The organism is Brevundimonas basaltis (assembly GCF_014202075.1).
GTDB lineage: Bacteria > Pseudomonadota > Alphaproteobacteria > Caulobacterales > Caulobacteraceae > Brevundimonas > Brevundimonas basaltis.
This window is the reverse complement of sequence record NZ_JACHFZ010000003.1, coordinates 223,214-236,447: the sequence shown is the minus strand read 5'-3', so window position 1 is coordinate 236,447 and position 13,234 is coordinate 223,214. Positions and strand designations below refer to the sequence as shown.

11 protein-coding genes are annotated in these 13,234 nt (G+C 68.0%); 6 read left to right on the top strand and 5 right to left on the bottom strand.

The features are described 5' to 3' along the window. Positions 1-24: 24 nt before the first annotated feature. The 4 genes from HNQ67_RS08625 to HNQ67_RS08610 form a co-directional block, all read right to left on the bottom strand. On the bottom strand, positions 25-1,128 hold the full coding sequence (locus HNQ67_RS08625; protein ID WP_343054861.1) for a DUF2336 domain-containing protein: 1,104 nt from the start codon (positions 1,126-1,128) through the stop codon (positions 25-27). Continuing rightward, entirely contained in the window at positions 1,125-2,012 is an 888-nt protein-coding gene (locus HNQ67_RS08620; RefSeq protein ID WP_183254427.1) for a hypothetical protein, read from the bottom strand. The genes HNQ67_RS08625 and HNQ67_RS08620 overlap by 4 nt, the downstream gene beginning before the upstream one ends. Before the next feature lie 135 nt (positions 2,013-2,147). Then, positions 2,148-3,188 (bottom strand): ABC transporter substrate-binding protein, encoded by a 1,041-nt coding sequence (locus HNQ67_RS08615; RefSeq protein ID WP_183254425.1) that lies wholly within the window; start codon positions 3,186-3,188, stop codon positions 2,148-2,150. Positions 3,189-3,797: 609 nt separating this feature from the next. Further along, on the bottom strand, positions 3,798-5,639 hold the full coding sequence (locus HNQ67_RS08610) for an ABC-F family ATP-binding cassette domain-containing protein (protein ID WP_183254424.1): 1,842 nt from the start codon (positions 5,637-5,639) through the stop codon (positions 3,798-3,800). 99 nt (positions 5,640-5,738) lie between these two features. Here HNQ67_RS08610 and HNQ67_RS08605 point away from each other — a divergent pair, with 99 nt between their 5' ends. The 6 genes from HNQ67_RS08605 (at position 5,739) to HNQ67_RS08580 (ending at position 12,110) form a co-directional block, all read left to right on the top strand. Further along, complete coding sequence (locus tag HNQ67_RS08605) at positions 5,739-6,203, top strand: YcgN family cysteine cluster protein (RefSeq protein ID WP_183254422.1); 465 nt, start codon at positions 5,739-5,741, stop codon at positions 6,201-6,203. 345 nt (positions 6,204-6,548) lie between these two features. Then, entirely contained in the window at positions 6,549-7,673 is a 1,125-nt protein-coding gene (locus HNQ67_RS08600; RefSeq protein ID WP_183254420.1) for a GTA baseplate fiber-binding domain-containing protein, read from the top strand. 97 nt (positions 7,674-7,770) lie between these two features. Next, the gene (locus HNQ67_RS08595; RefSeq protein ID WP_183254418.1) at positions 7,771-8,679 is read left to right on the top strand and encodes a DnaJ C-terminal domain-containing protein; all 909 of its coding nucleotides are present in this window, start codon (positions 7,771-7,773) and stop codon (positions 8,677-8,679) included. 5 nt (positions 8,680-8,684) lie between these two features. Then, positions 8,685-9,839: a phosphoserine transaminase gene (locus HNQ67_RS08590; protein WP_183254805.1), complete on the top strand. Its 1,155-nt coding sequence runs from the start codon at positions 8,685-8,687 to the stop codon at positions 9,837-9,839. A gap of 82 nt (positions 9,840-9,921) precedes the next feature. Beyond that, on the top strand, positions 9,922-11,217 hold the full coding sequence (locus HNQ67_RS08585; RefSeq protein WP_183254416.1) for an adenylosuccinate synthase: 1,296 nt from the start codon (positions 9,922-9,924) through the stop codon (positions 11,215-11,217). A 104-nt stretch (positions 11,218-11,321) separates the two neighbouring features. Continuing rightward, positions 11,322-12,110: a response regulator gene (locus HNQ67_RS08580; protein ID WP_343054858.1), complete on the top strand. Its 789-nt coding sequence runs from the start codon at positions 11,322-11,324 to the stop codon at positions 12,108-12,110. Positions 12,111-12,118: 8 nt separating this feature from the next. Here HNQ67_RS08580 and rpoH read toward each other — a convergent pair whose 3' ends face one another. Beyond that, complete coding sequence (rpoH, locus tag HNQ67_RS08575; RefSeq protein ID WP_183254414.1) at positions 12,119-13,006, bottom strand: RNA polymerase sigma factor RpoH; 888 nt, start codon at positions 13,004-13,006, stop codon at positions 12,119-12,121. Positions 13,007-13,234: the final 228 nt, after the last annotated feature.

Sequence of the window (13,234 nt, the reverse complement as noted above, 5' to 3'; positions counted from 1 at the left end):
GGGGCGGGCGTTTTGCGTTCCGGGTCAGGCCGCCTGAGCCCCCCGGCGCATGCGCCAGAAGCGCAGGGTCCTGAGGGCGGCCTCGCGGGTCAGTTCGGCGTACATCCGGGCGTAGGAGTGCGCCTTGGCCATCGCGTCGCCATCGTCGTTGAGAAGCACCACCGCGTAGGTCAGGAACAGGGCGCGATCGAGACCGGCGGCCTTGCAGACCACGGCGAGGGCGTCCAGCTCGCGCCGCTCGACGATCTGTCGCGCCGTGTGGAAGTCGACGTCGGCCATCTGGGCCAAGGCGATCAGGAACGACGTCCGGCCGCCGGTTTTGTCGCCCGAGCGCAAGAAGCGCGCCAGCATCTGCGGCGTCAGCTGACCGGCGGCGCGAAGCTCCTCCACATAGGCTGAGCATTCGGCGTAGTCGGCCGGAAGGGCTCCGTCGTCGGTGGCGACGCGAGCCCGCCCGGCGGCCAGAGCGCTTTCGAGCAGGGCCGGGTCCATGGTGGCGTTCTGTTCGAGAATGCGGGCGCGCAGGCGCGCCTCGACCACGAAATACATGTCGTTGAGAAGGTCCGCGGGCAGGTTGGCGCGCGAAACCGTGACCTCGTGCAGGTCCGGGTTGGCCTTTGCCCGTTCGACCGCGGCCTCGGAAGCCTTGCGCGACAGGCGGGCCCCGTCGTTGCGCAGCAGGGTTCCCAGGGTCTCGTCATCGCCGCGCTCGACGATCACCTCGGAAACCGCCTCGGAGACCGACGGCCGGGCCGAGACGGCGCGCAGATGGTCCTGGCCGTGACGACGAACCACGCCCAGCAGATCTTCGTCGGTCAGAACCGGCGATGCGGTCAGGACGGCGGCGGCGACCGCCATCTCGTCGTTCGCCAGCCGGCGGATCAGGGTCCGGGGAGCGTCAGGCGCGTTGGCGAAGCGGGCGGACAGTTCGACGCGAACGGCCGTCTCCATATCGTCGGCCAGCTTGACCAGAACGGCGTCGTACAGCGTGTCCTCGGCCGGGGTGCGGACCGAACCGAAGAAGTGGTCCGTCAGTTCGCGCAGCAGGGCGCGGCGCTTTTCGCTTGAGTCTTCTTCCGCAAGGGCGATCAGGTCGGGCAGGCGGGACAGGGTGGACGCGTCGGTCACTGGTGATCCCCGTCGGATGGAGCGGGGGCGGCGCGCATCTTGCCGTTGCGATCCCGGATCAAGGTGGGGCCCTGTTCCGGCGCCGCCAGGTCCTGTGAGGCCATGGTCTCGATATCGCTCACCACAAGGCCGACGTAGCTCGGTTCCGGAATCGCCAGGGCGTCCGGTTCGCGCCCATTCTGGCGATGGACGGAATAGTAGCGGCCGCCGGCCTGGCGCGGCGGGCCTTCGCCGGACTGGGCGACCGCCATGACCGGACGAGGCTGAACCGGCGCTTCAGCGCCAGGCGGGACCGGCGCAAGTCGCGGCGCGGCCGCCGGTTCGGGAGGGGGCGCCGACGACTGCATCTGAAAGATCAGGGCGTCCCGGCGGGGAGCCATCGGGTCGGCCGGGGCGCCCGGACCGAGGTCCGGGGCGTGGGCGGGCGCGGGGTAGACCAGGCCGGCCGGGGCGGGTTGGTCGCGTCCGCCCCGGTCGGGCAGGTATTCGGGGCCCTGCCGGAGCGGCGGAGGCGCGAGCGGGGGCTCCGCCCGACTCGGAGCCATGGCGACGGCCGGCGCCGGCTCGGGCGCCGGAGCGGCCGGCTGGAGCCATGCGTTGGCGGGGGTCAGGCTGCGCCGCGCCGGACCGGGTGCGGGGGTGAGCCGGTTCGGAGCGGGATCGCGGGCGGCGACGCCGCCATGGGGGATGACGGGATTGGGTCGGCGCATGTCGCGGCGGACCGGGGTGGAATCGACGGGCCCGCCTTGCGGCGGCGTCGCCTCACCGCGGCCAGACCAGGACAGATAGCGCGGATCGGATTGGGCCGAAGCGGCGTCGGCGAGCAGCACGCCACCGGCGACGGCGACGGCGAGAACGGCGGCGAGGGTCGAGGCGCGGCGCAAGGGCGGGCTCCGGACGCGAGAATCGGGACGCCACGGTAGCCCAGCGGGGCTTAACCCGCCGCTAACGGGAGACGGACGTTCGGGCCGGTCGGCGGCGGCGATCCCGGCAGCCGCAAGCGGGGCCCGGCGTGGGTGTCAGCCCCGGCCGGGCAAATATTGGGTCGTAAAGGCCTGTCGCCAATCGAGATTGGGCGGATAAACGCCGGCCTCGGACATGACCTCAAAGAATGTCTGCCAGCGGTCGGCGGTCATGGCGCCCAGGCCGTAGAGGGCGGCGTCGCCGCCATCGACGATGCCGTTGGCCTTCAGCTTGGCGCGGGCCTGGTCAAGAACATCCTGGGTCATGTCGGAATTGGCCCGGCGGATCAGGGCGTCAGCGGCCTTTCCATCGCCCTGGATATAGTCGCGCCAGCCCTCGGCCGAGGCGGCGATGAAGCTGCGCAGGGCGCGGGCGTTGTCGCGGGCGAAAGCGGTCGGAGCGAGCACCATGGCGGCGTAGGAAGGGTAGCCCTCGTCGGCGAGCAGGAAGACCTTGGGCGTGAAACCGGCGGCCGTCTCGATCGCATAGGGCTCACTGGTCAGATACCCCTGCAGCACGGCTCGCTCGTCGGCCAGAAAGGGCGTGAGATCAAATGCGTAGGGACGGACCTGATCGTCGGTGAAGCCGTACTTCGACTTCAACCACACCCAGAAGGCGTTGATCGAGGCTTCGGCGAGCAGGACGGGTCGTCCGGTCAGGTCGGCCATGGAATCCAGCGACGGATCCGGATGGGCGACCAGGACCTGCGGATCTTTCTGGAAGTAGGCCGCCACGGCCTTCACGGGCGCGCCCTCGGCCACAAGATTCATCGGAATGAAGCTGTTGGATCCCATGCCGAGCTCGACGGCGCCTGAGGCCAGCAGTTCGGGCACGTCCACCGTGGGGCCGCCCTGGATGATCTGCACGTTGAGCCCGCGCTTCTCATAGGCTCCGGAGGCCAGCGCCTGGTAGAAGCCGCCGTGCTCGGCCCGGGCGGTCCAGTCGGTGGCGAAGCGGAGCCGGACGCGGCCGTCGTCGTCGACCGGCGCTTCGGACCGTCCGCAGGCCGCCAGCCCCGTCGCCGCCGCCAGCGCGCCGGCGCCGGCGAGCAGGGTGCGGCGGTCGGGCGACGAAAGGCGATTCCCGCGACGGTTCATAGCCTTGGTTTAGGGCCGGGGCGGGGGGAAGGAAAGGGAGGGGCTCGGGACGCGTCAATGGCGGAGCAGACCCCGGAATTGAGCGAGGGGACGAAGATCCCCGCAAGCGGTTTTCCTCGTCCCCTCGCCAAGTCCGGGTTGGACTTGGCCATTGAGGTTCAGGACCCTGGCCTCAGCATCAGCGAGGCGAACCCCGGTGATGGTCGGCTGTATCCTGTCGCGCTCCTGGTCTCCGGCGTTCCACGAGGTCGAGCCCCGCGCCGTCCATCGATCCCGATCCGGTTCCCTCCGGTCTTCCAGGGCCGAAGCCTTCGAAGGGTCCTTTGGGCCTTGATCCTGTCTCCCGTCCGTTAAGTCCGAAGACCCCCGGTGCGTCCGATCAGAGAGCCGGGCCGGTCCGCTTTGAGCCCCGGGTCTCCCCGGTTTTCCGCGCCGCCGTGTCCCTCGGCCTGTTGACGTTCGCGCCAAATCCGTTAGACGGCAAGCGCCCGAATCCGGCCGGCTGTGCGGAACCGCCCCGGCCCCGGTGCATAACCCTGTGCATATCTGTGGGCGGCTGGATTTCGCGAAAGCGAATCAGGCGTTTGAGTTTTCCACAGAAAGCGGGCTTCAGTTGCCCAGCGCTTCCCGTTTCGCTTCCAGCTCCAGCCATTCCTCCTCGGCGGCGGCCAGCAGGGTGCGGGCGCGGTCGGCGTCGGCGGTGGCCCGGTCGAAGGCCTTGCGGTCGCGGGCGTAGAGATCCGGGTCGGCGAGGGTCGCCTCGTGGCGAGCGATGTCGACGGGAAGGGTCTCGAGCAGGCCCTCGAGTTCCTTGAGCCGGTGGGTGTCCTTGAAGCTGAGCTTGGCGGGCTTCCTGGCGGCGGCGGGGACGACGGACGCCGGCGCAGGCGTGGCCTCCGCGCGTCGGGCCGCCTCCTTGTCCTGCGGGCGAGGGTTGGCGCCGGGCTGGAGGAAGCCGGGGTTCTGGCGGATGAAGTCCGTCCAGCCGCCCGGCGTCTCGACGATGTCGCCGCGACCATTCATGGCGATGGTCGACGTGGCGAGACGGTCGACGAAATCGCGGTCGTGGCTGACCAGAATCAGGGTGCCGTCGTACTGCTCGAGCAGTTCCTCGAGCTTGTCCAGCGTGTCCATGTCGAGGTCGTTGGTCGGCTCGTCGAGGACCAGCATGTTGGCGGGTTTGGCCAGCGCGCGGGCCAACAGCAGGCGGTTGCGCTCGCCGCCGGACAGGGTCGAGATCGGCTGGCGCAGCTGGCCTTCCTGGAACAGGAAGTCCTTGGCGTAGGCGGCGACGTGTTTCGACACGCCGCGCACGAGTATGGAGTCGCCGCCGCCGGGCGTCAGGGCGTCCCACAGGGTCATGTCGGACCGCAGGCCCTCGCGGGACTGGTCGAGGTAGACGGGGTCGAGATTGGCCCCGAGCCGGACCGTGCCGCCGTCGGGTTCGAGCTCGCCGAGCAGGATCTTCACCAGGGTGGTCTTGCCGGCGCCGTTGGGGCCGACGATGGCGAGGCGATCACCGCGGATGACGCGGGTGGTGAAGGGTTTGATGACGGTGCGGTCGCCGAAGGCCTTGGTCACGCCTTTCAGTTCGGCGACGAGCTTGCCCGACGTCACCCCGGAATCGACACCGAGGTTGAGCTCGCGCGGGACATCCTTGAGCCGTTCAGCCCGGTCAGCGCGCAGGGCGTCGAGCGAGCGCGCGCGCCCTTCGTTGCGGGTGCGGCGGGCGGTGATCGAGCGGTAGAACGTCTCGGTCTCGCGCTCGATGGTTTTGGTCAGCCGCTGCAGCGACTGGGCTTCCTCCTCCTGCACCTTGGCGGCCCATTCGTCGAAGGCGGCGAAGCCCTTGTTGAGGGTGCGTACACGGCGGCCCTCCAGCCAGTGGCAGGACTGGGTGACGCGGTTGAGGAAGGCGCGGTCGTGGCTGACCACCAGCACGGCGAAACGGGCGGCGAGCAGTTCGATCTCGAGCAGTTCGATGGCCAGGATGTCGAGGTGGTTGGTCGGCTCGTCGAGGAGCAGGAGGTCGGGCTCTTCGGCGAAGGCCTTGGCCAGGGCGGCGCGGCGGATCTCGCCGCCCGACAGGTTCACAGCCGGCTTGGCCGGGTCGAGGCCGAAGGTGGTCAGCCAGGCCTCGGCGGTCCACGGCTGGGCCTCGTCGGAGATTGCGTAGTCGAGCAGGGTGGCGCCGACAATGAGCGGCTCCTGCGGCACATAGGCGAAGCGGGTCCCGGCCTGCACCGCGCGGTCGCCGGCGTCGGGTTCGACGAGGCCCATGACCATCTTCATCAGGGTCGATTTGCCGGCCCCGTTGCGGCCGACGAGGGCGGCGCGGGTGCGCGGCTCGACGGCGATGTCGACGCCGTCAAACAGGGGGCGCTGGCCGTCCTGCAGGCGGACATCCTTGAGCGCGACGAGAGGGGGTCTTCCGGAGGACTTGGCGGCCATGAGGCGGGGGCTATAGACCGGGCGGGACGGGTCCGCCACCCGCGCCGAGTGGGGACGCGGTGCGCGACAGGCCGGATCGAACGGCGTAAGAGGCCGCCGATGGAACAGCCTTTCTGGCAAACCAAACGCCTCGAGCAAATGACCCGCCCCGAATGGGAAAGCCTTTGCGACGGCTGCGGCCTCTGCTGCCTTGTCCGGTTCGAGGACGAGGACACGGGCAAGGTCGTGCCCACGCGGGTGCACTGCAAGCTGTTCGACAGTGCTCGCTGCACCTGCACCGACTACGCCAACCGGCGGGAGCAGGTGCCGGACTGCATCAAGCTGACGCCGTGGAATATCGAGGTGCTCGGATGGATGCCGAAATCCTGCGCCTATCGCCGCATCCATGAAGGTCGTGGTCTCGCGGACTGGCATCCGCTGGTCTCGGGAGACCCCGAGAGCGTCCATGAGGCGGGTGTGTCGGTGCGCGGTCAGACGGTATCGGAGCTGGCGCTCGAGAACCCCGAGGACGCGCTGGACTTCGAGGCCGAGGACTGGATCGCCGAGCGGGGCGGCGAGTCCTGAGGACGGCGGCCCGCGGCGGGGGGCGTGACGCTGTGCTACCTTTTCCCGAAATTATAGTCGGATTGTGGAGGCGTTGTTTCGTCAATTCAGCGACTTGCTAGAATCTAAAATCAATCTTCCATCCGGATAACGCTGCCGGGGTATGATGCTGGCAAGTCGGGAAGTCAGGTCCGAGACGCCGGGAGCTGAGCTCCGGGGCGCACCCTGATCGGCGCCCGGCCGACCTGTTCTGGAGATCATCATGCTGAATTGGCGGCGACCCTTCGGGGGGCGGCGGGGCGTTGTCGCGCCCGAGATCAAGGATAGCCGGACCGGGCCGCTCATCGCGCTGACCGGGAAGACCGGTTGACGGTTTCGCTGGGGCCACTGGCGTCTCTGATGCTGGAGCCGGGTGACACCGTTCGCGTGGTTGACGATGAGCGGGACTGGCGAGCCATGCGGATCGACAGGGACGAGACCTCGTCTGCCGTGCTGGAACCCGTTTCGACGGTCCGCATCGGAGAGAACCAGGGTGTTCCGTCCGTGAGCGATGGTCGGATCACGGTGGCGGCGCCGTTCTTTCGCATGATCGACCTGCCGCCGCTGCCGCAGGAAGGCGGCGATGCCCGTCCGATCGCGGTCGTCGCGGCGGAGCCCTGGAGACCGATGCGGATTTTCGCCGGGCCTGATCCGGCAAGCCTGACTGCGCGGGGCGATGTCTCTGATCCGGCGGTCGTGGGGCAGTTGGTCGGCGGGCTCGCCAGAGGAGCGCGTCACCGCTGGGACGTGGTCAACACGCTTGATGTCCGTATCGAGGGACGGCCCCCGGAAAGCCTGCCAACATCCGCGGTGCTGGCGGGCGGCAATACGGTGGTGGTCGAAACCGCCGTGGGTTGGGAAATCATCCAGTTCCGGACGGCCGACCTGGTCGGCGGCGAGACCTGGCGGCTGAGCGGGCTGTTGCGCGGACAGCAGGGTACGGAAGAGGCGATGGCGGCAGGAGCCTTGACCGGCGCCCTCGTGGTGTTTCTGGGCGAGGGACTTGCGCGCGTGGCTTCGCCCTTCGCCGAACGCGGGTTGCCCTTGATCTGGCGCGCGGCCTTGGCGGGCGCGCCCCCGGGCGGCGCTGGGGTCAGCGAAGTCGGCTTCACACCCACAGGTGAGTCTGAGCGGCCGTGGAGCCCGGCTCATCTGCGCTCCGCCGCAGACGTCAATGGCGGCTTTGCTCTCACCTGGGTCGCGCGATCCCGGACGGGCGGCGACCGATGGGAGGGTGAAGATCGCCTCGCCGACCCGCCGCGATATCGCGTCACTATCCTCAAGGCGGGAAGCTCAATCCGGTCCTTCGAGACCGCCTCCGAAGCCGCGATCTACGCCGGACCAGACGCGGTCCGCGATTTTTCGGATGGATACGACGAAGGCGAGTGGGCGGTCGCGCACTGGGGCGACGGCTATGGCTGGAGTCCTGAGGCGCGGGCCCGACTGTTCTGACCGCTTTGAGTGGAGATTTGGGCCTTCCGCCTTTGCGCTGCAGTGCGAATGCCCTAACTGACGGGTCGGACTTGGTGCGACAGGAGCGATCTCGAACGTGGCGGGCGATCCCTACAAGGAACTGGGCGTTTCGAGGGGCGCGAGCGCGGACGAGATAAAGAAGGCGTTCCGCAAGCTCGCCAAAGAGTTGCACCCCGACAAGAACCCGGGCAACCGGGAGGCCGACGAGCGCTTCAAGCGGGTGACGGCGGCGTTCGATCTCCTCGGCGACGCCGAGAAGCGGGCCAAGTTCGACCGGGGCGAAATCGATGCGGACGGGCGCGAGCAGTTCCGGGGTTTCGGAGGCGGCGGCCGGGGCGGTCCCGGTGGAAGTCCCTTCGGCCAGGGCGGCGCGCAGCGCGGCGGCTTCGAGAACATCGATCTGGACGAATTGTTCGGCGGCATGTTCGGCGGCGGCGGCCGTCCCGGACAACGCGGCGGGTTCTCCGCCCGCGGGGCGGATGTCAAGGCGACGCTGGAGATCAGTCTCGAGGACTCGATCGCTGGCGCGACCCGGCGGATACAGTTCTCGGATGGCCGGACGCTCGACGTAACCATTCCCAAGGGCGCGGCCGATGGACAGGTCATTCGCCTGCGCGGCCAAGGGGCGCCCGGTGCGTCGGGGCGCAGTGAGGCTGGAGATGCCCTGATCACGCTGAAGATCGCGCCCCATCCGGTTTTCCAGCGCGACGGCGCCGATCTGACGATGGACCTGCCGGTTTCGCTGCCCGATGCAGTGCTCGGCGGCAAGGTTCCGGTGCGGACGCCGGAGGGCGCCGTCAATATGACCATCCCGCCGGGCTCGAACTCGGGCAAGGTGCTGCGCCTGAAAGGGCGCGGCGCCTTCGTCGGGGCAAGGCGTGGCGATCTCCTGGCCAAGCTGATGATCCTGTTGCCCGACGGCGAGCACGAAGGTCTGACCAGGCTGGCGCGGCAGATGCGGGAAAAAGGCGCATACCGTCCGTGACGCGACTGACGCCCGGCAAGCCGAACGCGAAGCCCGAACGGCCGTGGTTCTCCTCGGGCCCGACGGCGAAACGACCGGGCTGGTCCAGTCAGGCGATACCGCACGAGTTGCTGGGCCGCGGGATCAGGGCGCCAGAAGTGGTGGAGCGTTTCGCCCACGGTCTCCGGCTGACCCGGAGCCTGCTCCAGGTTCCGGCAGACTGGCGGCTTGTCTATGTGCCCGGGTCCGATACCGGGGCGGTGGAGGCGGCGCTGTGGTCCCTGCTGGGCGAGCGGCAGGTTCAGGTATTGGCGTTCGAGAATTTCGGGCAGGTCTGGGCCACTGATATTCGCGATCACCTCGGCTTGGGCCCCGAGGTCCTGACCGCACCTTGGGGCGAGTTCCCCGACGTCTCGAAAGTCGATCCCGCGAAGGATCTCGTCCTCCCGTGGAACGGCACCACGTCCGGCGTCCGGGCCCCGGACGGCGACTGGATCACCGCCGAGCGGGAGGGGCTGGTGATCTGCGATGCGACATCCGCCGCCTTCGCCATGCCTCTGCCGTGGGACCGGCTGGACGTGGTCACCTTCAGTTTTCAGAAGGCGCTCGGCGGCGAAGCGGGGCTGGGAGTCGCGGCGTTGTCGCCCCGAGCGATCGACCGGCTCGACCGCTACGCGCCGCCGCGCCCGGTTCCCAAGGTCCTGCGGCTGCGAAACGGCGCCGGTTTCGACGCTGCCCTGGCCTCCGGCTCGATGATCAACACCTTCTCGGTCTGGACGATCGAGGACTGGATCGACGGCGTCGAATGGGGATTGGCGCTCGGCGGCCTGCCCGCCCTGATCGCCCGAACGGAGGCGAATGCAGCGGCGCTCGATGCGTGGGTTGGGCGGACGGACTGGATCGATTACCTGGCCAGTGATCCGGCGACACGCTCGACCACGTCGGTTTGCCTGAAGATCGTCGATCCGCGGGTGCTGGCCATGGCCGAGCCGAAGCGGCAAGCTTTCGTCGGGCGGATGAAGGCCTTGGTCGAAATCGAGCGCGCGGCGTTCGATATCGAAAGCCACCGGAACGCCCCGGCCGGCCTGCGCATCTGGTGTGGCTGCACCGTCGAGACCGCCGATGTCGAGGCGCTGACGCCTTGGTTGGACTGGGCCTTCGAGAGAGCGATGACGGATTAATCCGCGCTACGGGACGACACCGTACGATTCCCCCGCTATAGGCTGCGCCCGCATTCCGGAGTCCCGGTAGCGGAGAATTGTCTTGGCAAATGTTGCGGTGGTCGGCGCCCAGTGGGGCGACGAAGGCAAGGGCAAGATTGTCGACTGGTTGTCCAACCGGGCGGACGTGGTCGTGCGCTTTCAGGGCGGCCACAACGCCGGTCATACTCTCGTCGTTGACGGCAAGGTCTACAAGCTGGCCTTGCTGCCGAGCGGCGTCGTGCAGGGCAAGCCGTCGGTCATTGGCAACGGGGTCGTCGTCGATCCCTGGCACCTCGTCGGCGAGATCGAGAGAATTGAAGCGCAGGGCATCGCCATCAGCCCCGATGTGCTGATCATCGCCGACAACGCCTGTTTGATCCTGCCCATCCACCCGGCGCTGGATGTCGCCCGCGAGGCGGCGGCGAGTGCGCCCGGGGCGCGGATCGGCACGACGGGGCGGGGCATCGGACCCGCCTACGAGGACAAGGTCGGACGCCGCGCGATCCGCGTCTGCGACCTGGCCAGTGCCGAGGATCTCAAGGTCAAGATCGACCGGCTGCGGGCCCACCACGACCCTCTGCGTGCGGGCCTGGGTCTCGAGCCGATCGATCCCGACGCTCTCCTGCAGCAGATGCTGGAGATCGCCCCCAAGATATTGCCCTACGTTCAGCCGGCATGGCGGGTGCTCGACAAGGCGCGCCGCGAGGGGAAGCGGGTGTTGTTCGAAGGCGCGCAGGGCGCCTTTCTCGACGTCGACCACGGTACCTACCCCTATGTGACCAGCTCCAATACCGTGGCCGGACAAGCCGCGGCCGGCGCCGGAATCGGCCCGAGGGGGGTCGGTTATGTGCTGGGGATCGTGAAGGCCTATACGACCCGGGTGGGAGAGGGGCCGTTCGCCTGCGAGTTGGACGATGAGGTCGGCGAGCATCTGGCGACCGTCGGCCGCGAGGTGGGCGTCAACACGGGCCGGGCACGGCGCTGTGGCTGGTTCGACGCCGTTCTGGTCCGGCAGTCGGTGGCCATCAACGGCATCGACGGCATCGCCCTGACCAAGCTGGATGTCCTCGACGGACTGAGGACGCTGAAAATTTGCACCGGCTACCGCATCGACGGCGAGGTGCTCGACTACCTGCCGTCCAGTCTGAAAGCCCAAGCCGCCGCCGAGCCGGTCTTCGAGGAACTTGAAGGCTGGACTGAGAGCACGGCGTCGGCGCGCAGCTTCCGCGACCTGAACGCCAACGCCATCAAATACGTTCGCCGCATCGAGGAGCTGATCGGGGCGCCGGTGGCCCTGCTCTCGACCAGTCCGGAGCGGGACGACACCATCCTGATGCACGACCCTTTCCAAGGCTAACGGTCGATCAGGAGAATCTCACCGTTTAACGGGTCTTAACCGGGTCAAATTAAGAGTGACGTCCTCGTCTGGAGGCCATGTCCTTGTTTGCTGTCGATCCTCGCGTGCTGGCCAAGCTGGCTCCGGCGCTGAGTCGGGTGCTGATCGTCGATCCGAACCCCCATGCCGCCCGTCTTTTGACGGAGATCGTCAAGGGAATGGGTGCTGGCGAAATTGTGGTCGAACCCGATGAACCGCGTGCGATGAAGGCGGCCCTGGAGCTTGAACCCGGCATCGTCTTCACCGAGCGGAACGGCGACAAACTCGACGGCGAGTCGCTGGCGCGGGCGTTGCGGCGATCGAGTTTCGCCTGCCGCCGTGCGCCAATCATCATGATCACGGCCGATGCGACGGCCAGCACCATCCTCGGCGCCCGGGACAGCGGGGTGCATGAGTTCCTCCGCAAGCCCTTCACCAGCGCCGACCTGCTAAAACGCGTCGAGAACGTCGCCTTGAAGCCCCGCGATTGGGTCGAGGCCGTCGGCTACGTCGGTCCGGACCGGCGCCGCTTCAACTCCGGCGAATACACGGGCGACCGCAAGCGCCGGGCCGACAAGCCCGCCAATGTGTCAGAGGTGATGGCGGCAGCGAAGGATCAGGCGATGCGGATCCTCGCCGCGGCGCTCGATCAGTTTCACAACGACCCGATGCAGGCCATCTGCGCTATCCGCGAGCAGGCCGCGACCCTGAAGTCGCTGGCTATCAAAGCCTCCGACTCCCGCCTCGCGGTGGCGGTGGGCGCGCTCGAAGTGACGCTCGCGTCCGGCCCGCCGACCAAGGAAACCCTCGCCGCACCCATCGGTGCGCTGCTGGCTATGGCGCCGCCCGAACCGCGGATGCAGAAGGCCGGCTAACCGGTCGCTCAGGCGTCGACGAGGTTTCGCTCTTCAGCGGCCGCCCGCATCGCCTTTTGCAGCTTTTCGAAGGCCCGGACCTCGATCTGGCGGACCCGTTCGCGCGAAACCCCGTACTGGCCGGCCAGCTCCTCCAGCGTGACCGGGTCGTCCTTCAGCCGCCGCTCGGTCAGGATGTGCTTCTCGCGGTCGGTCAGCTCCTGCATGGCTTCCTCGAGCAGGCCCCGGCGGATCGACTTTTCCTCGTCCTCGGCCAGCTGGGTCTCCTGCGACACGGCAGTGTCGTCGGCCAGCCAGTCCTGCCATTCGCTTTCTCCGTCCGACCGGAGCGGCGCATTCAGTGAGGCGTCGCCGCCGAGACGGCGGTTCATGTTGGTCACCTCTTCCTCCGAGACGCCCAGCTTGGTAGCGATGGCCGAGAGGTGTTCCGGGTGCAGGTCGCCGTCCTCGAAGGCCGAGATCTGGCTCTTCGCCTTGCGCAGGTTGAAAAACAGCTTCTTCTGCGCGGCGGTGGTGCCCATCTTCACGAGCGACCAGCTGCGCAGGATGTATTCCTGGATCGAGGCGCGGATCCACCACATGGCATAGGTCGCCAGGCGGAAACCCTTGTCGGGGTCGAATTTCTTGACGGCCTGCATCAGGCCGACATTGCCTTCGGAAATCACCTCGCCGATCGGCAGGCCGTAGCCGCGATATCCCATGGCGATCTTGGCCACGAGGCGCAGGTGAGAGGTCACGAGACGATGCGCCGCCTCCGGGTCCTGATGCTCGGTCCAGCGCTTGGCGAGCATGAACTCCTCGTCCTTGGCCAGCATCGGAAATTTGCGGATTTCAGTCAGGTATCGCGAGAGTCCCTGTTCAGGCGACATCACCGCGAGCGATCTAGCTACAGCCATCTGGTCCCTCCGACCGTGAAAACGAGCGGGCTCTTCGGAGACGGCCACTGCATGTGCGCCGACGCCTCACCCCTCAACCGATGAAATAGGGTCGGGTTTCGCCACTTGTCAGTGGCGGATAGTCACACGAAAGCGTGACCGTTGCCCCGGCGCCACTGCACCGAATGAGGGAGTGTATAACGAAGAGTGCGTCCTTAATCAAGACGGACTGTCCGGTGCCAATATTTC